Genomic DNA, 24,592 nt, shown 5'->3' with positions numbered 1-24,592 from the left:
TGCTGCCCGGCGTCCATTCAGCCGTCCGTTTCGACAACCGTTGCGAAAAACTCTTCCGGGCTTTCGACCTCGACCAGCCGCCGTTTCTCGATCAGCCAGAAGCGATTACCGACGGCCCTGACGAAGCTGCGGTCATGCGAAACCAGTAGACAGCTTGCCTCATGTGCCATCAGCTCGGTTTCCAGCGCTTCCTGCCCGTCGATATCGAGATGGTTGGTCGGCTCGTCGAGGAGATAGAAGTTTGGATTGGTCAGCCGCAGCACCAGCATCGCCAGCCGCGCCTTCTGCCCGCCCGAAAGCCGGCCAATCGCGCTGGCCTGCATTTCGACCGTCAGCCCTGCACCCGCCAGTAAAGTACGGGCGCGCTGGTCGCCGACTTCGAACCGGCGGCTGAGCGTTGCCAACGGCGTATCGTCGTCCGCAAGGTCGGACAGCCCCTGATCGCCATAGCCGAGCACGAGGGAGGGCGTGGCCTTGACCGTTTCCACTGACGCGGTCGGTTCCGTTATCGCCTTCCTGATCAGGTTGACGAGGCGCGATTTGCCGGCGCCGTTGCGCCCGAGCAGGACGACGCGGTCGCCCTGGCAGAGCCACTTCCTGCCGGTCTTGAACAGCAGCGTGCTGTCCGGCGTCTCAACGGACGCATCGTCTAGCGTGATCAGGATCTTTACATGCGTGCCGCGATTGGCGAGCTTGATCGCGCCCGACGAGCGTTCCTGATAGCCGGGCCGAGCGGCGTCCTCCATGCGCTCCGCCCGTTGCTTGAGCTGCTTGGTCTTTACCGTCAGCAGGTCGCTGCCCGAATTGATGCCGATATTGTTGAGCTTGGCGGCCTGACGGCGCAACTGCTGGGCGACCTTCATGTCCTTCTGGTAGCGGCGCTCTTCGGAGGCATCGACCTCGTCCAAAGCGGCGCGCGCCCGCGAATAGGGCAGCGAAAACACCTGCGAGCGCTCGGCGCGCAGGAACAGGGTGCGATTGGTCGTCGCATCGAGAAATGCCCGGTCGTGGCTGGAGATGATCACCGGAACGTCGCGCGGAAGCGCGTTCAGCCAGTCTTCCAGTTGCCGGATACGGGCGAGGTCGAGATGGTTGGTCGGCTCGTCGAGAAGCAGGGCATCGGGGTCGGTCACCCAGACGCGGGCGAGCATCGCAAGCCTCTGCCAGCCGCCGCTGAGCTGGGCGAGGGGTTTTTCGCGCATCGCTTCCGGGACATCGAGGGAATCCAGCACGACATCGACGCGCCAGCTCTCCGAATGGGCCTGTTCCGGGGACAGAACTTCCTGGACGGCCGCGTAAAAGGGAACGTCGAGCAGCCTGGCGGGGACATCCTGCTCGACATGGCCGATGTGCAGGCCGCGCGAACGCGTGATGTCACCGGCTGTCGGCTCGAAACTGCCGGATATGCATCTCAGAAGCGTGGATTTGCCTCTGCCATTGGCAGCGACGATGCCAAGGCGGTCGCCGGCCTCGATGGAAAGATTGAGATTGGAAAAGAGCGGAGCGCCAAGCGTGACGGCGAGATTGCGCAGATTGATCAAAGCCATTGTCGTTCTCTGGTCTGTGCCGAGTGACGTGCCGTATCCGCGGTGAGCACTGAAGGTGAGCACTGAAAAAGCGGATTCTGGTAGTCAAAACTCGGTGAAATTCACGATACGCAGGCGCTAAGCTGAAAGCTCAGAACTGCGTCACCACGAAGGGCAGACCGGGAGAGATGCTTTGTCGGCGATCGTTCTGGTCAGCCCTGCAAACGCATTTGCAGGGCGTTGACTGGGCCACGCTGACGATGATGACGAAAGAACGTATTCACGCGGCCCTCCTTTCCTGATCTTGACGAGCAACGGTCCAGAAATAACCGTGCCGAAGGCAATATGCAACCAGCGTGGAGGCGGGCAGGGCGCTCTTTTCAGGTGCGCCGCGCCGTTCTGCCGCAAAGCGACCACCAAATTTCGCGCCGCGAACGTGGCGAGGCCCATGCAAGTGTGCTAATGGCGCGCCGCATGGAACATGATCTCCTTCCCCAAGGGATGATGTCCACGCAACAGAGCACCGCCCCAGCTAAGGATTTACCTGACATGGCAAGAGACTCGGCCGCCTCGCAACATTTCGAATCCTTCTTCGGCACGACGCTCGCCGATGCCGATCCGGAGATTTTTGGCTCTATCCGCAATGAGCTTGGCCGTCAGCGCCATGAGATCGAGCTGATCGCTTCGGAAAACATCGTCAGCCGCGCCGTGCTTGAAGCGCAAGGCTCGATCATGACCAACAAATATGCCGAAGGTTACCCGGGCAAGCGCTACTATGGAGGCTGCCAGTTCGTCGATGTCGCCGAGACGCTCGCCATCGAACGCGCCAAGAAGCTGTTCGGATGCAATTTCGCCAACGTCCAGCCGAATTCCGGCAGCCAGATGAACCAGGCGGTGTTCCTGGCGCTGCTACAGCCGGGCGATACCTTCATGGGCCTCGACCTGAATTCGGGCGGTCACCTGACCCACGGCTCGCCGGTCAACATGTCGGGAAAATGGTTCAAGGTCGTCTCCTACGGCGTGCGCCAGGACGACCACCTGCTCGACATGGACGAGGTTGCGCGCCTTGCCCGCGAGAACAAGCCGAAGCTGATCCTGGCTGGCGGTACCGCCTATTCGCGCATCTGGGACTGGAAGCGTTTTCGCGAGATCGCCGATGAAGTCGGCGCTTATCTGATGGTCGACATGGCCCATATTGCCGGTCTTGTTGCCGGCGGCCAGCACCCGTCGCCGCTGCCGCATGCCCATGTCGTGACCACGACCACGCACAAGTCCCTGCGCGGCCCGCGAGGCGGCATGATCCTCACCAATGACGAGGAAATCGCCAAGAAGATGAATTCGGCGGTGTTCCCCGGCCTGCAGGGCGGCCCGCTGATGCACGTCATTGCCGCCAAGGCGGTCGCCTTCGGCGAAGCGCTGAAGCCAGAATTCCAGACCTACGCCGCCAACATCGTCGCCAACGCCAAGGCGCTGGCCGACAGCCTGAAGGGAACGGGTCTCGACATCGTTTCGGGCGGCACCGACAATCACCTGATGCTGGTCGACCTGCGCCCCAAGAATGCCACCGGCAAGCGCGCCGAGGCAGCCCTTGGCCGCGCCAACATCACCTGCAACAAGAACGGCATTCCCTTCGACCCGGAAAAGCCCTTCGTCACCTCGGGCGTGCGCCTCGGCACGCCGGCCGGCACGACGCGCGGTTTCGGCGAGGCCGAGTTCCGCGAGATCGGCAATCTCATTGCTGAAACGCTCGATGGGCTGAAGGTCGCGAATTCGGATGAAGGCAATGCGGCGGTTGAGGCTGCAGTGAAGAAGAAGGTGGTCGAACTGACCGACCGTTTCCCGCTTTATCCCTATCTGGGGTGAATGCTTGAAAGGGGCGGGTTTTCCCGCCCTTTTTCATTTGCGGCGGAAAAACGAAACGCTCTGTCTTCGCTTGCGATGCAGTCGGTACGGAAAAGCGGTTTCCACTTTTCGCAATCATGCTCTAAGCCTTTCGCGAGAGGAATCGCGAAGGACGAAGCCGAGACATGCGCTGCCCCTACTGCCAGTCGGAAGACACCCAGGTAAAGGATTCCCGCCCCGCCGAAGACGGCGCGGCGATCAGGCGGCGGCGCGTCTGTCCTGATTGCGGCGGGCGCTTCACCACCTTCGAACGCGTGCAACTGCGCGACCTCATCGTGGTCAAGAAGTCGGGCCGGAAAGTCCCGTTCAGCCGGGACAAGCTGCTGCGCTCGATGGAAACCGCAGTGCGCAAGCGCAATGTCGATCCCGAACGCATCGACCGCGCGGTAACCGGCATCGTGCGCCAGCTCGAAAGCTCAGGCGAGACCGAAGTGACGACCGGCGAGATCGGACGTCTGGTCATGGAAGCGCTGAAAGCGCTCGACGATGTCGCCTATGTCCGCTTCGCCTCGGTCTACCGCAATTTCCGCGAGGCCAAGGACTTCCATGACGTTCTCGGCGAGCTCAAGGGCGAGGACGAAGAGGAACCGGGTTGAGCCATGTCCACCCGGTATGAAGAACAGCAGGCGACCGACCGCCGCTTCATGGCGGCCGCCCTTCGCATGTCGCGAAAACACGCCGGCCTGACGGCGACAAACCCTGCTGTCGGCACGCTCCTCGTTAGCGACGACGGCAACGGCCCGGTCATCGTCGGGCGCGGTGTCACCGCAATCGGTGGCAGACCGCACGCCGAAGCCGAAGCGCTGGCCGAGGCCGGTGAAAAGGCGCGTGGCGCGACCGCCTATGTGACGCTCGAACCCTGTGCCCATCACGGCCGCACGCCGCCTTGCGCCAATGCGCTGGTTTCGGCCGGGGTGGCCCGCGTGGTGGGTGCCGCGAGTGACCCCGACCCGCGCGTTTCGGGCAAGGGCTATGCGATTCTGCGCGAAGCGGGCATCGAGGTGGTCGAGCGGGTGATGGCCGACGAAGCCGCAGATCAGCTCGCCGGCTATCTGGTCAGATCTCTGAAAAAACGTCCGCAAGTGACTCTGAAACTTGCGCTTTCCGCCGACGGCATGATCGGTCGACCGGGTGAGGGGCAGATCGCCATCACCGGCGCGATCTCGCGCCGGCAGGTGCATCTGATGCGCGCCGAGGCCGATGCGATTGTGGTCGGCATTAACACGGCGCTCGCCGACGACCCGGAACTGACGGTTCGTCTGCCGGGCCTGGAAGCCCGCTCGCCGGTGCGCATCGTGCTTGATCGATTGGCGCGGCTCGATCCGGCGTCGAAGCTGGCGCGGACGGCGGAAGAGGTTCCCGTATTCGTGGCCGTGGGACCGGAAGCGGATGCTGCGCGCAAAGCCGAACTCGAAGCGTTTGGCGTAAAATCGCTCGCAACCGACACCTATGACGGCCGCATCGCGCTGCCAGAACTGCTGGAAGATCTCGCAGCACTTGGCATGATGAACGTCATGGTCGAGGGCGGGGCGGAGACGGCGCGCAATTTTCTCGCCGACGACATGGTCGACCGCATCGTGATTTTCCGTGGCCCAGTCGAACTCGGCGCGGGCGGCATTGCAGCCCCCGTCGACGAGAACCATATGCCGGCAGGGTTTCGCCTTACACGCCAGGCGCGCTTCGGCGACGACAGCTATGCCGAATGGACAAGGAATTTCTGATGTTTACCGGAATTGTCACCGATGTTGGTTCAGTCGCCTCCGTCTCGCCGCTGCGTGAGGGCGTCAGGCTGCGCATCGACACGGCCTATGATCCACAAACCATCGAGATCGGCGCATCGATCTCCTGCGGCGGCGTCTGCCTGACCGTGGTCACCTTGCCGGAAGCCGGCGCGAATGGACGCTGGTTCGAGGTCGAGGCCTGGGAAGAAGCGCTGCGTCTGACGACTGCGGCCGGCTGGAGTACCGGGAGTTGCATCAATCTCGAGCGCGCCTTGAAGATCGGCGATGAACTCGGCGGTCACATCGTTTCCGGCCATGTCGATGGCATGGCCGAAATCGTGGCGCGGCAGGACGAGGGCGACGCCGTGCGCTTCACGCTCGAAGCGCCGGGCGAATTGGCAAAATTCATCGCGCCCAAAGGCTCGGTCGCGCTCGACGGCACCTCGCTCACCGTCAACAAGGTCGAGCGTACCCGCTTCGACGTGCTCCTGATCCACCATTCGCTGACCGTCACCACCTGGGGCGAGCGACAGGTCGGCGACCGCGTCAATCTCGAGATCGACACCATGGCGCGCTATGCCGCCCGACTCGCGCAGGCGGCGGAAGAAGGGCTTTGAGATTCAGATCAAGCTCTTCCTGATCGCCAGCTTCTCGCCCGGTCCATGAACCGCGGCGAACAGCAGGCCGGCGATGAAGGTGAAGTGATCGATGAAGAATCCGAATTCCGCCTGATTGCCTTCCCAGTGCGACGGGCCGTGAAAGGCGAAGGCGAGGAACAGGACGTAAGCCGCCGCAAGAAGTGCGGCTTCCGAGAAGAACGCGCCCGTCAGCAAGGCGAGAGCGAGCGCGACCTCGAAGAAGGCGGCGACCCAGGCGAGAAACAGCGGAAACGGAAAACCTGCCGCGGCGATGTAGCCGGCTGTCGCTTCCATGCCGAGAAACTTGAAGCTGGCGGCCATGACGAAAACGCCGCCGAAGATCAGTCTTGCGATGAGAATTGCAACGGTCTTGCTCATTTGATTGGTCCTCCACGGTGTCGTTTGGCCCACATAGGACGAATGGAAAAAGCTGTTTCCGACATCCATGATGACGGAATTTGTTTCTCATTTCATAAGCTGCTCGGATCTCGCGGTTTCAGAGCCTGCCCTTCATCGCAGTCAAAGGCAGTGCGGATGGCGTGTCTCGAACGGTCGTCCGGCAATCTTCCGCTTGCGAACTTACCGGCTTCGGCCTAAGTCACCGACGATCCCGGAGACGTTCATGGCCAGTTCCACAAAACCGCATTTGCTCATAATCGAAGCTCGTTTTTACGACGACCTCGCCGACGCGCTTCTCGAAGGCGCCAAGGCTGCACTCGAAGATGCGGGTGCGACTTATGACGTCGTGACGGTTCCCGGCGCGCTGGAAGTGCCTGCCGTGATCTCCTTTGCGCTCGATGGCGCGGAAGAAGGCGGTACGGAATATGACGGCTTCGTTGCCCTTGGCACCGTCATTCGCGGCGAGACCTATCATTTCGATATCGTCGCCAACGAATCGAGCCGTGCGCTGATGGACCTCGCGGTCAAGGAATCGCTTGCGATCGGCAACGGCATCCTGACGATCGAGAACGACGACCAGGCCTGGGCGCGCGCCAAGCGTCATGAAGGCGACAAGGGCGGATTCGCAGCGCGCGCCGCACTCACCATGATCGCCCTGCGCGAACGCCTTGGAGCCTGAAAAAGTGACTGAGCCAGCCGAAAACGGTCAGCCCCCCATCCGCCAGGCCAACAAGCGTGGCGCTGCCCGCCTTGCCGCCGTGCAGGCGCTTTATCAGATGGATGTGGCGGGTGCCGGCCTGCTCGAAATCACTGCCGAATACGAGGCGTTCAGGCTCGGCAAGGAGGTCGACGGCGCGCTCTACCGCGAGGCAGACGCGCAGTGGTTCCGTGCCATTCTTGCCGGTGTCGTCGAGAATCAGAAGACGGTCGACCCGGTCATCCGTCAGGCTTTGACCGAGGACTGGCCGCTGTCGCGTCTCGATTCGACGCTGCGCGCCATCCTGCGTTCCGGCGTCTACGAGTTGATGCAGCGTCCGGACGTGCCGGTGGCCGTCATCGTTTCGGAATATGTCGACATCGCCAAGGCGTTCTATGTCGAAGACGAGCCGAAGCTGGTGAACGCCGTGCTGGACCGGGTATCGCGCCGCGTGCGCGGCGAAGGACGCGGCAAAGACGCCTGATGAGCGACGCCGCGCAAAGCAACGCACGGCGAACGGCGATCATCCTGGCGGCTTCGCAGGCAATTGTCGGCTCGGCCGCTCCCATCTGTATTTCGCTCGGCGCGCTCGCCGGTCATTATCTGCTCGGCGCCGACAAGTCGCTCGCGACAGCCCCAGTGACAGGCTTCAATCTCGGCGTGGCGCTCGGCTCGCTGCCGGCAGCGGCAATCTTGAGATGGCTCGGCCAGCGCAATGGCTTTATGGCCGGCACGCTGGCGACGGCGCTGGGCGGGCTGGTTGCCACAATGGCGCTCTTTCAATCCAATTTCTGGCTGTTTGCCGTCGGCATGATGATCGTCGGCATCGGCGGAGCCTTCGTCCAGCAATTCCGTTTTGCGGCTGCCGACAACGCACCGCGCGAATTCAAGGCGCGCGCCATTTCCTTCGTGCTGGCGGGCGGGGTAATCACGGCAATCCTCGGGCCGCAGATCGTCATCTTCACGCGCGAACTGTTTGCGCCGGTGATGTTTGCCGGCTCCTTCGCTGCGATCCTCGTGCTTTCGGCGGTCGGCGCGATCGTTCTGTCATTCCTGCGCACCAGCCCGGATACGCACAAGAAAGCGGTCGATCATGGAACTGCCCGCCCGCTCAGTGAGATCGTCTCGCAACCGCGCTTCATCGTGGCGCTGCTTTGCGGTGTGGGCTCTTACACGCTGATGACCTTCGTCATGACCGGTGCGCCGCTGGCCATGGTCGGCTGCGGTTTTTCGCCGGATGAGGCGACGCTTGGCATTTCCTGGCATGTCATGGCGATGTTTGCGCCGAGCTTCTTCACCGGCCGGCTGATCCATCGGTTCGGCACGAATACGATCGTGGCGACGGGCTTCGTCCTGCTGATCGGCTGTGCGATGGTGGCACTGTCCGGCATCCATCTGTGGCAGTTCTGGACGGCATTGATCCTGCTCGGCCTCGGCTGGAATTTTGCCTTCATCGGCGCCACCGCGCTTGTGTCGGAAACCTATCACCCGTCCGAAAAGGGCAGGGCGCAGGGTTTTCACGATTTCGTCCTGTTCGGCAGCGTTGCCTTCTCCTCGCTGATGTCCGGCAAGGTCTACAACGCCTATGGCTGGGACATGCTGAACTGGGTGGTGTTCCCGGTGACGGCGATTTGCCTCGTGGCGCTGGTATGGCTGTTCGTAGCGCGCAGGCACGTGCCAGACACGTCGGCGGTGCGGCGTCCCTAAGGGCCTGGATTCTCCCTGCCTGCCGCGAGGCTTTAGCGACGGTGGTCGCTTGGCCTAATCAAAAACGGCAAAAATCCGGCAAAAACTCAACACTGACTTGACGTTGGCCGATCCGTTTCAGACAAATAGTCGCAGACCGGATTCCGGCTATTGGCCAACCGGTCTTCATCGCAGCGCCCGGGGAGGGGTTCTACCGGGCTCACAATCAGGGAAGATCGGCATAATGACCATGCTTTACGTCGTCATTGCCTGCGGCCTGCTTTCTGTCCTTTACGCCATCTGGGCGACACAGTCGGTTCTTGCAGCCGACCAGGGCAATGCACGCATGCAGGAAATATCAGCCGCCATCCGGGAGGGGGCACAGGCTTATCTTGCGCGTCAGTATACGACCATCGCCATCGTCGGCGTGGTGGTCCTCCTTCTGGCCTGGTGGCTTTTATCGGCGACCGCAGCAATCGGTTTCCTCATCGGCGCAGTGCTTTCGGGCCTTGCCGGCTTCATCGGCATGCACGTGTCGGTGCGGGCCAATGTGCGCACGGCGCAGGCGGCCTCCAACAGCCTTGCCGCCGGCCTCGACATCGCCTTCAAGTCGGGCGCCATCACCGGCATGCTGGTGGCGGGCCTCGCGCTGCTCGGCGTGTCGGTTTATTACTGGGTACTCATCGGCCCGATGGGTCTGGCGCCGGATGACCGCACGGTCATCGACGCGCTCGTCTCGCTCGGTTTCGGCGCATCGCTGATCTCGATCTTCGCGCGTCTCGGCGGCGGCATCTTCACAAAGGGCGCAGATGTCGGCGGCGATCTCGTCGGCAAGGTCGAAGCCGGTATCCCGGAAGACGACCCACGCAACCCGGCGACCATTGCAGACAACGTCGGCGACAATGTCGGCGACTGCGCCGGCATGGCAGCCGACCTGTTCGAGACCTATGCGGTGACGGTCGTCGCCACCATGGTTCTGGCTGCGATCTTCTTCGGCGGGACTGCCGTTCTCGGCAGCGTCATGCTCTACCCGCTGGCAATCTGTGGCGCCTGCATCATCACCTCGATCATCGGCACATTCTTCGTAAAGCTCGGCTCCAATGGTTCGATCATGGGCGCGCTTTACAAGGGCCTGATCGTCACCGGCCTGCTCTCCATCATCGGCCTGGGCGCAGCAACGTCGCTCACCGTCGGCTGGGGCGAGATCGGAACAGGCGGCGGCGTTATCGTCACCGGGCAGAACCTGTTCGTCTGCGGCCTCGTCGGCCTTCTGGTAACGGGGCTGATCGTCGTCATCACCGAATACTACACCGGCACTAACAAGCGCCCGGTCAATTCCATCGCCCAGGCGTCTGTGACCGGCCACGGCACCAACGTCATCCAGGGTCTGGCGGTTTCGCTCGAATCGACCGCACTTCCGGCAATCGTCATCGTCGGCGGCATCATTTCGACCTACCAGCTCGGCGGCCTGTTCGGTACGGCGATCGCGGTGACCACCATGCTCGGCCTGGCCGGCATGATCGTGGCACTCGACGCCTTCGGCCCGGTCACGGATAATGCCGGTGGTATTGCCGAGATGGCCGGCCTGCCCAAGGAGGTTCGTCACTCCACCGATGCGCTAGACGCGGTCGGCAACACCACCAAGGCGGTCACCAAGGGCTACGCCATCGGTTCTGCCGGTCTCGGCGCGCTGGTGCTGTTTGCCGCCTATGCTAACGACCTGAAATTCTTTGCCGCCAATGGCGACAAGTATCCCTACTTCCAGGGCATGGGTGAAGTCTCGTTCGACCTCTCCAATCCTTACGTCGTCGCCGGCCTCATCTTCGGCGGCCTGATTCCCTATCTCTTCGGCGGCATCGCCATGACGGCCGTCGGCCGTGCGGCAGGAGCGATCGTCGAAGAGGTTCGCCGTCAGTTCCGCGAAGATCCGGGCATCATGAAGGGCACGTCCAAGCCCGATTACGCCCGCGCCGCCGATCTTCTGACCAAGGCGGCGATCAAGGAGATGATCATCCCGTCGCTGCTGCCGGTGCTGGCGCCGCTCGTCGTCTATTTCGGCGTGCTGCTGATCTCCGGCTCCAAGGCTTCGGCGTTCGCCGCGCTCGGCGCCTCGCTGCTCGGCGTCATCGTCAACGGTCTGTTCGTCGCCATCTCGATGACCTCGGGCGGTGGCGCCTGGGACAATGCCAAGAAGTCGTTCGAAGACGGTTTCACCGACAAGGATGGCGTCAAGCATCTCAAGGGTTCCGAAGCGCACAAGGCTTCGGTTACGGGCGACACGGTCGGCGATCCCTACAAGGATACCGCGGGTCCGGCCGTCAACCCGGCGATCAAGATCACCAACATCGTTGCGCTGCTGCTGCTGGCAGTGCTGGCGCACTGAACCGGCCTAACGGCCAGTTCGAATCGAAAAAACCCGCGGGAGCGATCCCGCGGGTTTTTGATCGGGTAATGGAAGTGGCAGTGCTTACTGCGTCGTTCCGATCGGCAGGGTCGGCTTGCCGCCGGCACCGGAGATGAGCTGGCCGATGAAGTTCTGGTCTTTGCCGCCTGTCGGCGTGGTGCGCGCGATGAAGTCGAAGACCTTGCCGTCCTGCTTGCCGTAGTTGGCGATTTGCGTGACGCGGCCGTCAGGGCCGAAATAGACGGCCAGAACGCGCTGGTCGACCAGCGTCGGGTTCAGGAAGGCGACCGAGCGCCGGCGCGTCTGCGAAATGTAGTAGAACACCTCGTTGTCGAAGGTCGCGGTGGTCGACGGGCTGCCGAGCGCGAGAATAACCTGTTCGCGGCTGGAGCCAACCGGCACGAGATCGATCTGCTGCTGGTCGATGACATAGCCCTGCGTCAGTGTCTCGCCCGGTGTCAGGCCGCCCAGAACCTTTGACGAGTTGCAGCCGGAAAGCCCCACCGCGGCAAGCATGCAAGCCGCTCCGACGGCGGCAGGCGAATAAATGGTCTTGAAATTCAGCGAGCCCAACAACAACTCCTTCAAATCGATCTTGGCAATATGTCTTGCCGCCCCCACCTTGCACGGAGCCGCAAAACCGGTAAACCAGCTTGCGCGCCGATGCAACAACGCCACCCCGCGAAACGGTTCCCCGAGGAGACCCGCCCGTCATGTTCAAACGCCTTTTCGGCCGCGAACGCAGCAATCGTACGATAACGGACGCGCTCTACGCCGAAATCGTGGCGGCGGCGCGGCAACCGGTATTTTATTCTGATTGGGATGCACCCGACACGCCGCTTGGCCGTTTCGAGATGCTTTCACTGCATATGTTCCTGTTTCAGCAGCGCCTGCATGGCGAGGCCGGGGCGGCACGCGAGGTCGCGCAGATCCTGACCGACGATTTCTTTGCCGAAGTCGAACACTCCCTGCGTGATCTCGGAATAGGCGATATGGGCGTGCCGAAGCGGATGAAGAAGCTCGGACGCATGTTTTATGGGCGCACCGCCGCTTATGCCGACGCGCTCGAGCGCGGCGACAGGGAAGCGCTTACCGCAGCACTGGCCCGAAACATCAGGCCCGACAGCGAGACCTGGCCGCAGGCAGACGCCCTTGCGGCCTATGTGATAGAGGCGGACAATATGCTGCGCGAGCAGGCATCGGAAACGATCCTTTCGGGGGCGATCCGCTTTCCGGTCGCGGGTGCCGCCTGATGAAACACGGAAAGGAGACCGTCATGAAACATGAAATGCCAGTAAGTCCGGTTTCCTTCGACGCCAATGTCGCGCGGCTGCCCCAGAAGGGCCTGCCGGTGGTGATCGAGGCGGATGAGAAGCAGCGCGCGGCTCTTGCCGAAGAGCATGGGCTGGAATCGGTCGAGCGCTACCGCGCCGAACTGCTGATCACCGCCTGGAAGCGCAACGGCATCAAGGTTTCGGGAACCGTCGAGGCCGATATCGTGCAGGCTTGCGTGGTCACGCTGGAGCCGATCGAGACGCATGTCAGTGAAGAGGTTTCCGGGCTTTTCCTGCCGGAAGACTCGAAACTCGCACGGCACGGTTTCGGCGAGGGCGGTGAGATAATGCTCGATGCCGACGGTCCTGACAGCCCGGAACTCTTTTCCGGCGAGACCATAGATGTCGGCGCACTCGCCGAGGAATTTTTTGGCCTTGCGATCGATCCATATCCGCGCAAGAAGGGCGCTGAATTACGCCAACCGAGCCATAACTTAGCCGAAGAGCCGGTCGAGAACGAATTGCAACGAAAGCTCCGCGCGTTGACGCAAAAACGCTGAATGGCGTGCGTTTCGCACGAAATGTCGGTTGTGCGGCGGCTTAAAACCGCTATTTTCGCGAAGCCTAATCAAGGCCCGCCGTTCGATAAACGTGAGATGAATACCGCGTGATCAGAATTTCCATCGACGCCATGGGCGGCGACCACGGGCCGGGAGTCCTCATTCCCGCACTTCTGACGGTCGCCCAGCGCCGTACCGACGTGCGCTTCCTGGTCTATGGGCGCGAGGACGCCGTACGTCCCGAACTCAACAAATATCCGAAGCTGGCGGCAGTCACCGAATTCTTCCACTGCGACATTGCGGTGAGAATGGATGACAAGCCGAGTCAGGCGTTGCGCCATGGCCGCTGGAAATCCTCCATGTGGAAAGCGATCGAGGCCGTCAAGAACGGCGAGGCGGAAGCCTGCATCTCCGCCGGCAACACCGGCGCGCTGATGGCCATGTCGAAATTCTGCCTGCGCACAATGGCAACCATCGACCGCCCGGCGATCGCCGCCATCTGGCCGACGGCACGCGGCGAAAGCGTGGTTCTGGACGTCGGCGCGACGATCGGCGCGGACGCCCACCAGCTGGTCGATTTCGCCATTCTCGGCACCGGCATGGCGCGCGCGCTGTTCGGCATGGAGCGCCCGACCGTCGGCCTGCTCAATGTAGGCGTCGAGGAGATCAAGGGCCAGGAAGAGGTCAAGGAAGCCGGACGCCTGCTGCGTGAAGCCGGCAAGATGGCGATGGATTATCATGGCTTCGTCGAGGGCGACGATATCGGCAAGGGCACCGTCGATGTGGTCGTCACCGAAGGCTTTGCCGGCAACATCGCGCTGAAGACGGCCGAAGGCACGGCGCGCCAGATCGGCGGCTACCTGCGCGCCGCGATGAGCCGGACGCTGATGGCCAAGATCGGCTACCTCTTCGCCAAGGGCGCGTTCGACACGCTGCGCGAGAAGATGGATGTGCGCCGCGCCAATGGCGGCGTCTTCCTCGGCCTCAACGGCATTGTGGTAAAAAGTCACGGCGGCGCCGACGCGGAAGGTTTCGCAGCGGCAATCGAACTCGGCTATGACATGGTCAGGAACGGGCTTCTCGACCGCATAGAGGCCGATCTCGATCTTTTCCATGCCCGCCACCCGCAGGCCACGAGATCGTCGGAACTCGCGGACGAGAATTAGGAACAGGATATTCTATGATCAGATCGATTGTGCGTGGCATCGGGTCTGCGCTGCCGCGCCGCATCATGAAGAATGCCGACTTCGAAGGCATGGTCGAGACCTCCGACGAGTGGATCGCCCAGCGCACCGGCATTCGCCAGCGCCACATTGCGGCGGACGACGAGACGACGGCATCGCTGGGCGAGGCAGCCGCGCGCGCAGCCCTCGACAATGCCGGCCTGACGCCGGCCGATATCGACCTGATCGTGCTCGCCACCTCGACGCCCAACAATACGTTCCCGGCAACCGCCGTGGAAATCCAGAACCGCCTCGGCATGCATCATGGCTTCGCCTTCGACATGCAGGCGGTGTGCTCGGGCTTCGTCTACGCGATCACGACGGCTGATCTTTACATTCGCGGCGGCCTCGCAAAGCGCGTTCTCGTCATCGGCGCCGAAACGTTTTCGCGCATTCTCGACTGGAACGACCGTTCGACCTGCGTGCTTTTCGGCGACGGCGCCGGCGCGCTGGTGATCGAGGCGGCGGAAGGCGAGGGCACGATCGCCGATCGCGGCATCCTGGCGGCCAGCCTCCGTTCGGACGGCGTCCACAAGGACAAGCTCTATGTCGATGGCGGCCCATCGACCACCGGAACGGTCGGCATGCTGCGCATGGAAGGCCGCGAAGTGTTCAAACATGCTGTCGGCATGATAACTGACGTGATCGAAGCCACCTATTCCGAGACCGGGATCACCTCCGACGATCTCGACTGGTTCGTGCCGCATCAGGCCAACAAGCGCATCATCGACGCATCCGCCAAGAAACTCGGCATTGCCGAGGAAAAGGTCGTCGTGACGGTCAATCTGCACGGCAATACGTCGGCTGCGTCCGTTCCACTGGCGCTTTCGGTGGCAGTTGCCGACGGACGCATTAAAAAAGGCGACCTCGTGCTGCTTGAGGCCATGGGCGGCGGTTTCACCTGGGGCGCGGTGCTTTTGCGCTGGTAGCAGGGGTTTACGGCTGCAATCAGCGGTCGATTTGCCGGGGAATCTTAGACCGGCTCGCATTGCCGCGACGCAGCATGAATCAGATTCGTCTGTTTCGGAAAAGTCAAAGCATTCAGGGCCTTGACCTAGACGGGTCAATTTTCTAACGTCTCGGCGTTAGTAACGAAATCTGTTGTTTGAGGATGGTTGACGGTCGCATGGGGGGAAAAACGCTTACGCGCGCCGATCTAGCCGAAGCCGTCTATCGCAAGGTAGGGCTTTCCCGAACCGAATCCGCCGAACTTGTCGAAGCCGTTCTTGACGAAATCTGCGAAGCGATCGTGCGCGGCGAGACGGTGAAGCTGTCGTCCTTCGCAACATTCCACGTCCGCGACAAGAACGAGCGCATCGGCCGCAATCCCAAGACAGGTGAGGAAGTGCCGATCCTGCCGCGCCGCGTCATGACCTTCAAGGCGTCCAACGTCCTGAAGAGCCGCATCCTGCGCACCCATCAGAACAGCAAGGACAAGGCCGCAAAGTAGTTTTGCCGGCGCCTTCTGCCTTGTCTCTGCGATCAATCATCCTGATTACGGTTGACAAACCTCGGTCTGATTCAGGCCGGGCTTGAATGTTAGCGCGCAAAGCGCTGAAATAGTGTACGAATCGGTTTCCGGGCGTGATCCTGAGTGGCGGGACCGAAGTCGGAAAGGATTGCGCTCGAACTGTTGGAAAGAGCCGCGTTGCGAAATCCTCGCGACGGGCAGGCGTTCCGAGCGAGAGTTGCGCCCCATGGACAAGAGCCCCGACGCCTTCCGTACCATCAGCGAGGTCGCTGAAGACCTCGATCTCCCCCAGCATGTCCTGCGTTTCTGGGAAACGCGCTTCAACCAGATCAAGCCGATGAAGCGTGGCGGCGGCCGCCGCTACTACCGGCCTCAGGATGTCGAATTGATCAAGGGCATCCGCCACATGCTCTACGATCAGGGATACACCATCAAGGGCGTGCAGAAGCTGCTGCGCGAGAACGGCAACCAGTTTTTGGTCGCCATCGGCAATGGCGACGTTGCTGCGGTCGAGGCCATTTCCCAGCGCAAGCAGGCCGAGGCAGCACCCATGACCGCCGGCGCTCAACCACGTACCGACGACGAGATGCTGGTCGGCGAGCCCAAGGCCAAGCCGAACCGTCGTTTCTTCGGACTAGGCAAGGCTGACGACGAAGGCCCGGTGCAGCCCGACAGCGGAAAACTGTCCCGTGACAACCGCGCGCTGCTCCAGGAAGCGCTGTTTGATCTCCTCGAATGCAAGCGGCTGCTCGACCAGGTGCGTTGAATTCGCCATAGCTCGCCTGCGGTGGCACAACGGAAATCTGCCTGCTGTGACGGCGTTTTTTCCGTCGTCGGCTTTCGCTCGGCGATGAAACCGCTACGCTGCGGCCATGACAAAAGTCGGCAAGATCATCGAGTTATGGCGATATCCGGTCAGTTCACTGCGTGGTGAGCGGCTGGAGGAAGCGGCGCTCGATGCGCATGGTATTGTCGGAGACCGGCGCTGGGGCCTCTTCGATGTCGAGGCCGGCAAGGTGGCTGCTCCGGAAAAGGAAAAACGCTGGCGCGTCGCACCGGAAATGCAGTCGCGTCTGGTGGACGACACTGTCGAGGTGCTGGCCGGTGATGGAGTATGGCGGGCCGTCGGCACGCCGGAAGCGGCGTCGGCGGCAACGGACGTTCTCGGATTTCCGGTGGAATTCCGGCGCTACGAAGACCCATTCCCGAAAGGCGAGACTGCTGCATCTGCGCCGCGATACGATCGCGCCCACCTGCATGTGCTGACGACCGCTTCGCTGGCAAGATTGGCGTCGCTGGCGCCTGCCGACGTTCAGGTGGATGTGAGGCGGTTTCGCGCCAATATGGTGATCGAGACCGAGCCCGAACTCGAAGGCTTCATCGAGAAGGAGTGGCTGAAACGCAGCCTTGCCATCGGTTCAGCGAGGACGGTGGTTGTCGAACCTTGCGAACGTTGCAGTTTCGTCGCGCTGGCGCAGGGAGGTTTGCCCTTCGCACCGCCGGTGCTCCACACCATCGCCCGTCATGGCGATGGCGGCTTCGGCATACAGGTCAACGTGACGACACCCGGCGCCCTGCGCGTCGGCGACGAGGTTGTGCTCGCCTGATCGTTCCGGTTGGGGAGGGCGCTAGCCGCGGTCTTCTTTCCTGCCGCTGTCGGTGACGTCGGCTTCAGGGCGGTCGCTGCCTTGCGCGATCTCCTCGTGCCATCTGCCGTCGGCATCCTGATAGGAAATGCCTTCGGTCTTGCCGGCCAGTTGCTGCTCGGAGGCCGCTGCCTTGGCCGCGTTCAAAGCCTCATCGTGGGATCGAAAGGTTTCCGAAAACACGTCGCCGAGCTTGTAGGCCCAGCCGCCGTCATGTTCCACGATCTGATAGGTCACTTTTGTCATCGTCATGCTCCTGTCTGAGCGGATGAACGAATGCGGCTGTCCGTTGTTCCCGACCGAACACGCGGGCTGCGGATAAACAAAACATATCCGCGCCGAGACGCGCGGCAAACCCCCGATATTGGCACTGCACGCCCGCTTCACTGTGAAGCGAGCGCTTTTGATCGTCGGCTAGACGCTGCTGCGCCCGGCCAGCGTATGATAGAGCCAAAGCACAACGACGGCGCCGATAACCGAGACGATAAGGCTGTAGATATTGAGGCCGGTTACGCCGGCCGCACCGAAGAAGTTGAAGATAACACCGCCGACAACCGCACCGACAATGCCGAGGACGATGTCCATCAGCATGCCCTGTCCGCTTTTGTTGACGATTTTGCTGCCCAGGAAGCCCGCAATCAGGCCGAGAATGATCCAAGCGATGACCGACATACAGAATTCTCCTCCAACGTCAGACGGCGGAGAGTTCCACAGGAACGAAATAAACACAACTGTTCGGTTGTGGGCTTGAAAAGTCGTCGCACAGTGCCACTATTGTAGGTGCGGGGGCGACAATCCTGGCACATGGAGGCCAATATGGGACTTTTCGACGACGCCGTACCTGGCGGCAATATCGCTAAACCCTTGGTTATTGCGCTCGGCGCGCTCTTGGTCGGCAAGATGCTGAGCGGCAAAAGCAGCCAGCCAGCAGCACCGCAGGCTCCGCAGGAGCCGGAGCCTGCAGACACCACTGCAGAAGCTGATGGCGGTCTTCTCGGCGGCCTTGGCGGGCTGCTCGACAAGCTGAAGGAGGCCGGCCACGGCACCGCTGCCGATTCCTGGGTCGGAACCGGCGAGAACAAGCCGATTGCGGCAAACGATCTCGGCAAGGCGCTCGGCGCGCAGACGATCAAGATGATTGCCGAGAGAACCGGCATCAGCGAACAGGAGCTGCTCAAACAACTGTCGACGGCGCTGCCGGGCCTCGTCGACAAGCTGACGCCTGGCGGGCAGGTTCCAAGCCAGGAACAGGTCGCTTCGGCCTGGCGGAAATAGGCCGAAGAGCTTTTCACCGGCAAATTGAATGCAGATCCTGCTTCGGCATCCCCGGAGCAGGATTCTTTGTCTCTGTCGCCCGGCGAATATGTCGCCGAGGATTTTGCTGATGATTTACTGGGGAAATTTCAAGGGAAGATTGGTCGGAGTGGCCGGATTCGAACCGACGACCCCTTGACCCCCAGTCTTAATGGACGTGTTTTATAGCCATTCCTGCCGTTGCCTGACGCTCCGGTAAATCCCATAAATGCAACAGAAAGAAACCAATGCCCGCTTGACTTATCCCTTAAGTCAATGAAAATGCTGGCTACATAGTGGCTACAAAAGAGGCAAGGGTGGCTAAAATCAAGATCACGGCGGATTCGGTGGTGGAGGTTATGAAATCCGCCCAGCCAAATAAGACCAAATTCTATTTCGACGAGGACCTGGCCGGTTTTGGCTTCTATCGAACGGCAGGCGGCACGGGTACGTTCTTCGCCGAATTCCGTCCTATCGCGGGCGGCAGCAAGAAGCGGATCAAGCTTGGCCGAGTCGGAACGCTCAAGGCTAACGAAGCTCGTGAGGCAGCGCGCAAAGCAATCGCCAACGCAGCTCTCGGCAAAGATCTTGCGAAAGACCGAACGGACGAACGGGCAAGCGTCACGGTCAAAGTGCTAGTCGCTGACTATATCGCTCAGAAGGAAATGAAGGCGACGACGAGATCGTTCTATGAAATCACGCTTGCCAAGCACATCGAGCCACAAATTGGTACAACGAAAGCGACTGTCCTCACTCGCGTCGACGTGCAGCGAGCGCATGCCACAATAACAAAGCGCGGTAAATACTCGGCCAATCGTGCGGTTGCTCTACTCTCTGCAGCATATGGCTGGGGCGCCAAAAACGGCTATGTCCCGGAAAGCTTTAATCCGGCGTCTGGGGTCGAACGCAACAAGGAACAAGGCCGCGAAAGATTCCTGAGTGCTGATGAAATGGCGCGGCTAGGTGACGCCATGCGGGAGGCTGAGACCGTCGGCTTGGAAGTCAAGGCAGGGGACGCAAAGCACGCCCCGAAGGGCCAGCGGACCAAGATGCACCCTTCAGTGACAGGCGCGATCAGACTGATCATGTTAACGGGATCCAGACTACGCGAAATCCTGCATCTCCGATGGTCTGAGGTCGACACCGAGAGGGGATTTCTATTTCTCCCGGACTCGAAGACTGGTCGCAAGACCGTAGTTCTTTCAACCGCTGCGCGTGACGTACTCGCAAGTCTACCGCGGATCGGCCAGTACGTTATCGCTGGCGAAAGTGCCGGGATGCCTGATGAGAAACCCCGCGCTGACCTCAAACGTCCGTGGGCTGCGATATGCAAGCGAGCCGGATTGGACGGTTTACGCATCCACGATCTACGCCATTCGTTTGCGTCGGTTGGTGCTTGGTCGGGTATGGGCTTGCCGGTGATTGGCAAGTTGCTCGGTCACGCCGATTCAGCGACGACCCAGCGCTATGCGCACATTGCGGATGATGCATCGAGGCGCGCTGCAGACGTCATTGCGAACCAGATTGCTGCTGCGATGAAAGCCAAATAGATGGCACCGCTCCCGAAAAATTTCAGCTCGAAGGCACTTCCCATTGAAGCAGCGTTGAGTGAGGGCCGAACTAATGACGCTAGGACTTTAATTGTCGATAGTCTACTCACCGGCGAAGCTGACGGTGTCGTGCAGCGGCTTGCTGCAGAGATGCTCAAGCCTCCGAAAAGAAAGCGCGGACGACAGAAGGCCCTAACGCAGTACTGGCTTGAGATTGGTGAGCAGTTCCACCGGTTGCGTCGCGAGGGCACAAAATATGAGGATGCGTTGTGCAAGGTGGCAGATAAGTTCGGTTACTCCGAGACGCATGTCCGCAAAGCGATCGCCGAGTATGAAGATGCGAAGGAGGCACATGACGAGGCGTCCCGCGAATAAATTGGATTTGTTCGCGTAATTATTGCGCTCGAAAACGCCTATTTACTTCCATGCAACGCCAGCAACGGAGGTAAATCGATGGCAAATCTACGAGTGAGGCAGGCCGCAGAGTACGTAGGCTTGTCGAAATCCTTTCTCGACAAGACGCGCTGCTATGGTGGCGGTCCGGTCCATATCAAGCTTGGCGCGACGGTAATCTACTCGACTGACGACTTAGACGCCTGGCTCGCCGCCAACCGGCAGTCAGACAACGATAACCGCATCGCAGCAAAGGCGGCTTGACCACGCAGCGGGGTTGGGATTTTAGACGCCGATCCATATATTGTTCGCGCAACATTGTGAGCCGTCCCGCGCGGCCGCCGATCGGGCGAATAGCCGATCCACCGCATCCCGCGAGGACGGTGACATCAATTCTTCCAAATTTCGAAAACTGCCAGCAACCCGCCATGAGCGGGAAGGGAGAACACATGTTTAATCGCACCATCAACAGTGACGGACGCGGTAACCGTTTGGAACGTGTGCCGCGTATCAAAGGTTTTGGGGTCGCCATCGATTTTCTGGACGGTTGGCCCCACGACGCCAGACAACTCGATCACTCGTTGTTTCCAGAACGTGTGCTGCGTAGCGGCTTCGAAGATAATGGACATCGACGGTTTGCCTTCGTTGAATACGCAGGTGAAGGAACTCCGCCACCCATTGGGCTAGTCCGTTCCGTCGGTGACGTGTTCTTCGTCGATCCGCGTGTCGCCGAATTTGTGTGGCAGGCTGTTATTGAGAAAATCGAGAACGATGCGGCGGCGGGTAGGACTGCCGCATGAGCCCAAAAATCCTCTCAATCCGGCCGGTGCCTTCGGGTGCCGGCCGGACGATCGCTCGTTTCGACGTGGAACTGGGCGGGAATATCCGGCTCTATGGCCTGCTATTGCGTGAATTCCCGGACGGCACACGTCGTATCGTCGGCCCCCAATCCGATGGGCGTCATTTCGTGACATTTCTACCTTGTATCGCCGCAGAAATTACTTCCGCAGCGTCGCGCGAACTTGAGGGCCAGCATGCCGAATACCGCCGAACGGCTTGATCCAACTCCAACCGAAATTCGCCTCTCCCTGATCGAAAACGGCTACCTCCCGATTCCTGTCGACGGAAAGCGCCCTCGCATTGCGGGATGGTCCTCAATCAAGGCTACGCCTGCGTCCGTCACCGCATGGGAGCGCGGTCATGCCGATCATCAGAACACAGGTGTTTTGACGGGGGATGTCGTCGCGATCGATATCGACGCGATGGATCCGGCAACCTGCGAGAAGCTCATCGACAGACTGCTCGACATCCCTGACGCTGGATTGGCCCCTTGCAGAACTGGTATGGCACCGAAATGCCTGTTCGTGTTCCGTGCAGTCGAACCGCGCGAGAAGCTGAAGACAGGCGAATATTCGGTATCGGGTAAGAAATGCCAGGTCGAGGTTCTCGGCATCGGACAGCAATTTGTCGCCTTCGGCATCCATCCCGACACTAGCCAGCCGTACACATGGAGCGGCGGCGACCTGCTTTCCGTTCCGTTCTCCGATCTTCCCGAAATTACGCCCTACCAAATCGACTCCTTTCTACAGGACGCGGAAGCCATCCTTACAAAGACCGGGACGCCTTTGCGCGCGTCGGCAATGAAAAGCGTGCGAACCACAGGCAACCAGACATTCTGGCAGCGTGTCAACACGGCAGCGCTCGACACTCCCGATGCGTGGGTCCGTGACCTGTTTCCCTCTGCGCACAAAGAGGCCGGCACGGGCGCTTGGCGTGTCACGAGCTCGTCTCTCGGGAGAGGGCTCGAGGAAGATATCTCGATCCATTCGACAGGTGTTCAGGATTTCGGTCTCGAGCGACCGGAAACCCCTATAGGTTTGGTTCAGCAATACGGATCGGCATCGAACGCGAGGGAAGCTGCGCATTGGCTGTGCGAGCAGCTTGGCGTGGCCCCTGTGGACTTAGGGTGGAATATTGCGCCGGTCTCGGTGCGCTTCGGTGCGTCCACTGCCGCTCCGATTGCGGACAATGACGACGAATCCGATAACTCTGCGCCAGAGCCTGCTTCTACAATTGCCCGTTCAAAGGGATTGCCGGAGCACCTGTGCTTTCCACCCGGCGCAGTCGGCGATTTCGCTCGCTTCATCGTCTCGTGCGCTCGGTTCCCGTCTCCACACCTTGCGCTCGTAGCTTCGCTTGCCTTCACGGCGGGACTCATCGGACGTCGATACAAAGGTCCGACAGGACTGCGGAGCAATCTGTACATAGTGGGCTTGGCCGAGTCTGGGTTTGGAAAGGACGTCACGATTCGTGCTTCAGCGGCTCTGGCCGACAGTACGTCTTGGGGTGACAAGGTGTCCGAATGGCTATTCATGGACCAGATCCGCAGCCTTCCAGGACTGACCAACAAGCTGCGGAAGTCGCCAAGTTCCATCTGCATTCAGGACGAATTCGGCCGTTGGCTGGGCGATCACGCCGGACGCAATGTCGCAACGCATCGGGCAGAGATAGCCACAGCGTTGATGGAGCTTACAGGTGCCCCCCAGGGCTTTTGGGGCGGGCAAGAAAAGGCTGGCGGCAACATCGCCAGAATCGTGGCGCCGTGCTTCTCCTTGCACGGAATATCTACGCCGTCGACATTCTGGGCGGCATTGTCATCGGGTAACATCTCTGAGGGCCTTTTAGGTCGCCTGGTGTTGATCGACGTTGGCGATTCAGAGCCCGTTAAGGTGCGCCGGCCGGCCGGTTCTATCGAGGATATTCCGGCCGAACTTTCCGAAAAGGTTGCAGCATTGTTGGGGCTGTCATCTGGCAGATTCACCGGGCCGTTTTTCGCTCTGAACGCCAAGTCGGACGAGAAACCTTATCCGATTATGACAGCGGCATGGGCTGAGGGCGTCGACGACGTCTTCGAGGCGTTCGATGACCGTATTCGTTCAATGAAGACGTCTGTTGATCCGCAGTATCGGCCAATTCTAAACCGTGTCGGAGAGAATGCCGCACGGCTTGCGCTTATCGTTGCCGTCGGTACCAATCCTAAGGAGCCGATAATAACGCGGGAAATCCAGGAGTGGGCTAACGCCGTCGCCGAGCATTCCCTACGCGTGATTATCAGTGGTGCAACGGACAACATTGCTGACAACGAAAAAGCCGCTGAATATCTTCGGGTGCGTGCTCAGATAGTGAGGCGAGCCGAGCGCGGTATTACCATGCGCGAGATCGTTAAGAACATTCGTGGCGCGCTCGATAAGCGGCGGCTCGAGGACATCATTTCGATGCTGATGCAGGCGGGCGAAGTCATTCATGCACGGCTTATGACCGACAGCGGTCAGACGCGGATTAGATATTGGGCGGCGGAACATCTTCCGAAAGAATCTGAGCCGGTGCGGAAATAGACTGGGTGCAAGACCGGGGTAAAGCCCGCCGCAAGACTGGGTGAAGGCTGGGTACAAAAAACGAATCCGGCGCGCTGCACAGTAATTTTGCCCCCACCCTTCCGGCGGTCTTGCACCCACCCTTGCACCCAGCCTTTACCCCACTCTTACATGTAAAAAATATAATAAAATCATATATATAGGTAAGAGTGGGTGCTTTTAGAGACGGGATGCACCCCCACAAGTGTTTTTGAAGCCCAGAAACCATCCACGCACTCGTGCGCGCGGCAGCCACCTAGGAAACAGGAAAACGAATGCCACCCCTCCGCACACACCGCCAACAGGGAGCGCCCGCCTGGCGCGGCCCGGCTCCAGCAATGACCAAGGACTTTCACTTACCGTCAGATGGCGTCACCGGATTGGACCGGTTTAACGCAGCCGCTTCTGGCGTTCACGTATCGACACCGCGGCCGCATGTGGCTGCGAACGACAACAGCTTGGAGGAGGATAACGATGCATCCTGACCACGAAACAAAATACCGCTCCTTCCTCGATGGTCTTTCAGCATACCTCCAGCGCAAGCCGTCTCCCGCAAAGCCGCGTCGCAATCAGAAGGCCAAGCAGTTTGAGCCACTGCGGGCGTGGCGCGATCAAACAGAAGAAGAGTCGTTGAACTCAAATTGGTCGCTGGTCGCAGCCAATGACAATTCAAAGCCGGAAGGCGCCGATGAGGAGGAATATGATTATGACGCCGAGATGGCCCGCGAGATCGTGCCGTCGGTCGGGCAGATCATGAAGGCAGCAAATTCTGATGATGTCGAACGCAACGCTACCG

27 protein-coding genes and 1 pseudogene are annotated in these 24,592 nt (G+C 60.7%); 23 read left to right on the top strand and 5 right to left on the bottom strand.

Annotation, left to right across the window (positions count from 1 at the left end; translation table 11 throughout):
• Positions 1 to 17: 17 nt before the first annotated feature.
• Positions 18 to 1,547 (bottom strand): ABC-F family ATP-binding cassette domain-containing protein, encoded by a 1,530-nt coding sequence (locus tag G6N74_RS25155; protein WP_165120757.1) that lies wholly within the window; start codon positions 1,545 to 1,547, stop codon positions 18 to 20.
• A gap of 528 nt (positions 1,548 to 2,075) precedes the next feature.
• Here G6N74_RS25155 and glyA point away from each other — a divergent pair.
• The 4 genes from glyA (at position 2,076) to G6N74_RS25135 (ending at position 5,766) form a co-directional block, all read left to right on the top strand.
• On the top strand, positions 2,076 to 3,389 hold the full coding sequence (gene glyA / locus G6N74_RS25150) for a serine hydroxymethyltransferase (RefSeq protein ID WP_165120756.1): 1,314 nt from the start codon (positions 2,076 to 2,078) through the stop codon (positions 3,387 to 3,389).
• Positions 3,390 to 3,553: 164 nt separating this feature from the next.
• The gene (gene nrdR, locus G6N74_RS25145) at positions 3,554 to 4,024 is read left to right on the top strand and encodes a transcriptional regulator NrdR (RefSeq protein ID WP_165120755.1); all 471 of its coding nucleotides are present in this window, start codon (positions 3,554 to 3,556) and stop codon (positions 4,022 to 4,024) included.
• A 3-nt stretch (positions 4,025 to 4,027) separates the two neighbouring features.
• On the top strand, positions 4,028 to 5,149 hold the full coding sequence (gene ribD, locus G6N74_RS25140) for a bifunctional diaminohydroxyphosphoribosylaminopyrimidine deaminase/5-amino-6-(5-phosphoribosylamino)uracil reductase RibD (protein ID WP_165120754.1): 1,122 nt from the start codon (positions 4,028 to 4,030) through the stop codon (positions 5,147 to 5,149).
• Positions 5,149 to 5,766 (top strand): riboflavin synthase, encoded by a 618-nt coding sequence (locus G6N74_RS25135; RefSeq protein ID WP_165120753.1) that lies wholly within the window; start codon positions 5,149 to 5,151, stop codon positions 5,764 to 5,766. Before ribD ends, G6N74_RS25135 begins: the two co-directional genes overlap by 1 nt.
• A gap of 3 nt (positions 5,767 to 5,769) precedes the next feature.
• On the opposite strand, the gene G6N74_RS25130 is transcribed toward G6N74_RS25135, so the two are convergent.
• Positions 5,770 to 6,165, bottom strand: coding sequence for a DoxX family protein (locus G6N74_RS25130; RefSeq protein WP_165120752.1), 396 nt, complete (start codon positions 6,163 to 6,165; stop codon positions 5,770 to 5,772).
• Positions 6,166 to 6,409: 244 nt separating this feature from the next.
• Here G6N74_RS25130 and ribH point away from each other — a divergent pair, with 244 nt between their 5' ends.
• From ribH to G6N74_RS25110, 4 genes are all read left to right on the top strand, one after another.
• Positions 6,410 to 6,865 (top strand): 6,7-dimethyl-8-ribityllumazine synthase, encoded by a 456-nt coding sequence (ribH, locus tag G6N74_RS25125; RefSeq protein WP_165120751.1) that lies wholly within the window; start codon positions 6,410 to 6,412, stop codon positions 6,863 to 6,865.
• A 4-nt stretch (positions 6,866 to 6,869) separates the two neighbouring features.
• The gene (gene nusB, locus G6N74_RS25120; RefSeq protein ID WP_091917804.1) at positions 6,870 to 7,367 is read left to right on the top strand and encodes a transcription antitermination factor NusB; all 498 of its coding nucleotides are present in this window, start codon (positions 6,870 to 6,872) and stop codon (positions 7,365 to 7,367) included.
• Entirely contained in the window at positions 7,367 to 8,590 is a 1,224-nt protein-coding gene (locus G6N74_RS25115; protein WP_165120750.1) for an MFS transporter, read from the top strand. Before nusB ends, G6N74_RS25115 begins: the two co-directional genes overlap by 1 nt.
• Before the next feature lie 223 nt (positions 8,591 to 8,813).
• Complete coding sequence (locus G6N74_RS25110) at positions 8,814 to 10,952, top strand: sodium-translocating pyrophosphatase (RefSeq protein ID WP_165120749.1); 2,139 nt, start codon at positions 8,814 to 8,816, stop codon at positions 10,950 to 10,952.
• An 84-nt stretch (positions 10,953 to 11,036) separates the two neighbouring features.
• Here G6N74_RS25110 and G6N74_RS25105 read toward each other — a convergent pair whose 3' ends face one another.
• Positions 11,037 to 11,546, bottom strand: coding sequence for an outer membrane protein assembly factor BamE (locus tag G6N74_RS25105; protein ID WP_165120748.1), 510 nt, complete (start codon positions 11,544 to 11,546; stop codon positions 11,037 to 11,039).
• Between the two features lie 140 nt (positions 11,547 to 11,686).
• Between G6N74_RS25105 and G6N74_RS25100 the strand changes: the two genes are divergently transcribed.
• From G6N74_RS25100 to G6N74_RS25070, 7 genes are all read left to right on the top strand, one after another.
• Positions 11,687 to 12,226: a ubiquinol-cytochrome C chaperone family protein gene (locus G6N74_RS25100; protein WP_165120747.1), complete on the top strand. Its 540-nt coding sequence runs from the start codon at positions 11,687 to 11,689 to the stop codon at positions 12,224 to 12,226.
• Positions 12,227 to 12,249: 23 nt separating this feature from the next.
• Positions 12,250 to 12,807 carry a YceD family protein gene (locus tag G6N74_RS25095; RefSeq protein ID WP_165120746.1) on the top strand — a complete coding sequence of 186 codons (558 nt, stop codon included), beginning with the start codon at positions 12,250 to 12,252 and terminating at the stop codon, positions 12,805 to 12,807.
• A gap of 107 nt (positions 12,808 to 12,914) precedes the next feature.
• Positions 12,915 to 13,973: a phosphate acyltransferase PlsX gene (plsX, locus tag G6N74_RS25090; RefSeq protein WP_165120745.1), complete on the top strand. Its 1,059-nt coding sequence runs from the start codon at positions 12,915 to 12,917 to the stop codon at positions 13,971 to 13,973.
• 14 nt (positions 13,974 to 13,987) lie between these two features.
• Complete coding sequence (locus tag G6N74_RS25085; protein WP_165120744.1) at positions 13,988 to 14,959, top strand: beta-ketoacyl-ACP synthase III; 972 nt, start codon at positions 13,988 to 13,990, stop codon at positions 14,957 to 14,959.
• Positions 14,960 to 15,156: 197 nt separating this feature from the next.
• Positions 15,157 to 15,480 carry an integration host factor subunit alpha gene (locus G6N74_RS25080; protein WP_091917796.1) on the top strand — a complete coding sequence of 108 codons (324 nt, stop codon included), beginning with the start codon at positions 15,157 to 15,159 and terminating at the stop codon, positions 15,478 to 15,480.
• 247 nt (positions 15,481 to 15,727) lie between these two features.
• Complete coding sequence (locus G6N74_RS25075; protein WP_165120743.1) at positions 15,728 to 16,267, top strand: MerR family transcriptional regulator; 540 nt, start codon at positions 15,728 to 15,730, stop codon at positions 16,265 to 16,267.
• 106 nt (positions 16,268 to 16,373) lie between these two features.
• A complete protein-coding gene (locus tag G6N74_RS25070) occupies positions 16,374 to 17,108 on the top strand; it encodes an MOSC domain-containing protein (RefSeq protein ID WP_165120742.1) in 735 nt (244 codons plus the stop codon).
• Between the two features lie 21 nt (positions 17,109 to 17,129).
• Here G6N74_RS25070 and G6N74_RS25065 read toward each other — a convergent pair whose 3' ends face one another.
• Entirely contained in the window at positions 17,130 to 17,393 is a 264-nt protein-coding gene (locus G6N74_RS25065; RefSeq protein WP_165120741.1) for a DUF2188 domain-containing protein, read from the bottom strand.
• 168 nt (positions 17,394 to 17,561) lie between these two features.
• The gene (locus G6N74_RS25060; protein WP_165120740.1) at positions 17,562 to 17,819 is read right to left on the bottom strand and encodes a GlsB/YeaQ/YmgE family stress response membrane protein; all 258 of its coding nucleotides are present in this window, start codon (positions 17,817 to 17,819) and stop codon (positions 17,562 to 17,564) included.
• Positions 17,820 to 17,963: 144 nt separating this feature from the next.
• Between G6N74_RS25060 and G6N74_RS25055 the strand changes: the two genes are divergently transcribed.
• From G6N74_RS25055 to G6N74_RS25020, 8 genes and pseudogenes are all read left to right on the top strand, one after another.
• The gene (locus G6N74_RS25055; RefSeq protein WP_165120739.1) at positions 17,964 to 18,422 is read left to right on the top strand and encodes a YidB family protein; all 459 of its coding nucleotides are present in this window, start codon (positions 17,964 to 17,966) and stop codon (positions 18,420 to 18,422) included.
• A 335-nt stretch (positions 18,423 to 18,757) separates the two neighbouring features.
• On the top strand, positions 18,758 to 19,990 hold the full coding sequence (locus G6N74_RS25050; RefSeq protein WP_165120738.1) for a tyrosine-type recombinase/integrase: 1,233 nt from the start codon (positions 18,758 to 18,760) through the stop codon (positions 19,988 to 19,990).
• Complete coding sequence (locus G6N74_RS25045; RefSeq protein ID WP_165120737.1) at positions 19,991 to 20,365, top strand: hypothetical protein; 375 nt, start codon at positions 19,991 to 19,993, stop codon at positions 20,363 to 20,365.
• A gap of 78 nt (positions 20,366 to 20,443) precedes the next feature.
• Positions 20,444 to 20,647, top strand: coding sequence for a helix-turn-helix transcriptional regulator (locus tag G6N74_RS25040; RefSeq protein WP_165120736.1), 204 nt, complete (start codon positions 20,444 to 20,446; stop codon positions 20,645 to 20,647).
• A 185-nt stretch (positions 20,648 to 20,832) separates the two neighbouring features.
• The gene (locus G6N74_RS25035) at positions 20,833 to 21,183 is read left to right on the top strand and encodes a hypothetical protein (RefSeq protein WP_165120735.1); all 351 of its coding nucleotides are present in this window, start codon (positions 20,833 to 20,835) and stop codon (positions 21,181 to 21,183) included.
• Positions 21,180 to 21,443: a hypothetical protein gene (locus G6N74_RS25030; protein WP_165120734.1), complete on the top strand. Its 264-nt coding sequence runs from the start codon at positions 21,180 to 21,182 to the stop codon at positions 21,441 to 21,443. Before G6N74_RS25035 ends, G6N74_RS25030 begins: the two co-directional genes overlap by 4 nt.
• Positions 21,418 to 23,778, top strand: a complete 2,361-nt coding sequence (locus G6N74_RS25025) for a bifunctional DNA primase/polymerase (protein WP_165120733.1) — start codon at positions 21,418 to 21,420, stop codon at positions 23,776 to 23,778. Before G6N74_RS25030 ends, G6N74_RS25025 begins: the two co-directional genes overlap by 26 nt.
• A gap of 492 nt (positions 23,779 to 24,270) precedes the next feature.
• A pseudogene (locus tag G6N74_RS25020) lies at positions 24,271 to 24,592 on the top strand (hypothetical protein); the annotation flags it as partial.

It is taken from the genome of Mesorhizobium zhangyense (assembly GCF_011045115.1).
Classification (GTDB): Bacteria; Pseudomonadota; Alphaproteobacteria; order Rhizobiales; family Rhizobiaceae; genus Mesorhizobium_M; species Mesorhizobium_M zhangyense.
This window is presented reverse-complemented; position numbering and strand designations above follow the sequence as displayed.

What these genes read in the sequence shown, in the direction of transcription:
- ribD (WP_165120754.1), top strand. Translation starts at nt 4,028, where the DNA reads ATGTCCACCCGGTATGAAGAACAGCAGGCGACCGACCGCCGCTTCATG.
- glyA (WP_165120756.1), top strand. Translation starts at nt 2,076, where the DNA reads ATGGCAAGAGACTCGGCCGCCTCGCAACATTTCGAATCCTTCTTCGGC.
- G6N74_RS25110 (WP_165120749.1), top strand. Translation starts at nt 8,814, where the DNA reads ATGACCATGCTTTACGTCGTCATTGCCTGCGGCCTGCTTTCTGTCCTT.
- G6N74_RS25065 (WP_165120741.1), bottom strand. Translation starts at nt 17,393, where the DNA reads ATGACAAAAGTGACCTATCAGATCGTGGAACATGACGGCGGCTGGGCC.
- G6N74_RS25075 (WP_165120743.1), top strand. Translation starts at nt 15,728, where the DNA reads ATGGACAAGAGCCCCGACGCCTTCCGTACCATCAGCGAGGTCGCTGAA.
- G6N74_RS25040 (WP_165120736.1), top strand. Translation starts at nt 20,444, where the DNA reads ATGGCAAATCTACGAGTGAGGCAGGCCGCAGAGTACGTAGGCTTGTCG.
- G6N74_RS25115 (WP_165120750.1), top strand. Translation starts at nt 7,367, where the DNA reads ATGAGCGACGCCGCGCAAAGCAACGCACGGCGAACGGCGATCATCCTG.
- G6N74_RS25070 (WP_165120742.1), top strand. Translation starts at nt 16,374, where the DNA reads ATGACAAAAGTCGGCAAGATCATCGAGTTATGGCGATATCCGGTCAGT.
- G6N74_RS25095 (WP_165120746.1), top strand. Translation starts at nt 12,250, where the DNA reads ATGAAACATGAAATGCCAGTAAGTCCGGTTTCCTTCGACGCCAATGTC.
- G6N74_RS25035 (WP_165120735.1), top strand. Translation starts at nt 20,833, where the DNA reads ATGTTTAATCGCACCATCAACAGTGACGGACGCGGTAACCGTTTGGAA.
- nrdR (WP_165120755.1), top strand. Translation starts at nt 3,554, where the DNA reads ATGCGCTGCCCCTACTGCCAGTCGGAAGACACCCAGGTAAAGGATTCC.
- G6N74_RS25080 (WP_091917796.1), top strand. Translation starts at nt 15,157, where the DNA reads ATGGGGGGAAAAACGCTTACGCGCGCCGATCTAGCCGAAGCCGTCTAT.
- G6N74_RS25060 (WP_165120740.1), bottom strand. Translation starts at nt 17,819, where the DNA reads ATGTCGGTCATCGCTTGGATCATTCTCGGCCTGATTGCGGGCTTCCTG.
- G6N74_RS25025 (WP_165120733.1), top strand. Translation starts at nt 21,418, where the DNA reads ATGCCGAATACCGCCGAACGGCTTGATCCAACTCCAACCGAAATTCGC.
- G6N74_RS25155 (WP_165120757.1), bottom strand. Translation starts at nt 1,547, where the DNA reads ATGGCTTTGATCAATCTGCGCAATCTCGCCGTCACGCTTGGCGCTCCG.
- G6N74_RS25045 (WP_165120737.1), top strand. Translation starts at nt 19,991, where the DNA reads ATGGCACCGCTCCCGAAAAATTTCAGCTCGAAGGCACTTCCCATTGAA.
- G6N74_RS25100 (WP_165120747.1), top strand. Translation starts at nt 11,687, where the DNA reads ATGTTCAAACGCCTTTTCGGCCGCGAACGCAGCAATCGTACGATAACG.
- ribH (WP_165120751.1), top strand. Translation starts at nt 6,410, where the DNA reads ATGGCCAGTTCCACAAAACCGCATTTGCTCATAATCGAAGCTCGTTTT.
- G6N74_RS25135 (WP_165120753.1), top strand. Translation starts at nt 5,149, where the DNA reads ATGTTTACCGGAATTGTCACCGATGTTGGTTCAGTCGCCTCCGTCTCG.
- G6N74_RS25085 (WP_165120744.1), top strand. Translation starts at nt 13,988, where the DNA reads ATGATCAGATCGATTGTGCGTGGCATCGGGTCTGCGCTGCCGCGCCGC.
- G6N74_RS25130 (WP_165120752.1), bottom strand. Translation starts at nt 6,165, where the DNA reads ATGAGCAAGACCGTTGCAATTCTCATCGCAAGACTGATCTTCGGCGGC.
- G6N74_RS25030 (WP_165120734.1), top strand. Translation starts at nt 21,180, where the DNA reads ATGAGCCCAAAAATCCTCTCAATCCGGCCGGTGCCTTCGGGTGCCGGC.
- G6N74_RS25055 (WP_165120739.1), top strand. Translation starts at nt 17,964, where the DNA reads ATGGGACTTTTCGACGACGCCGTACCTGGCGGCAATATCGCTAAACCC.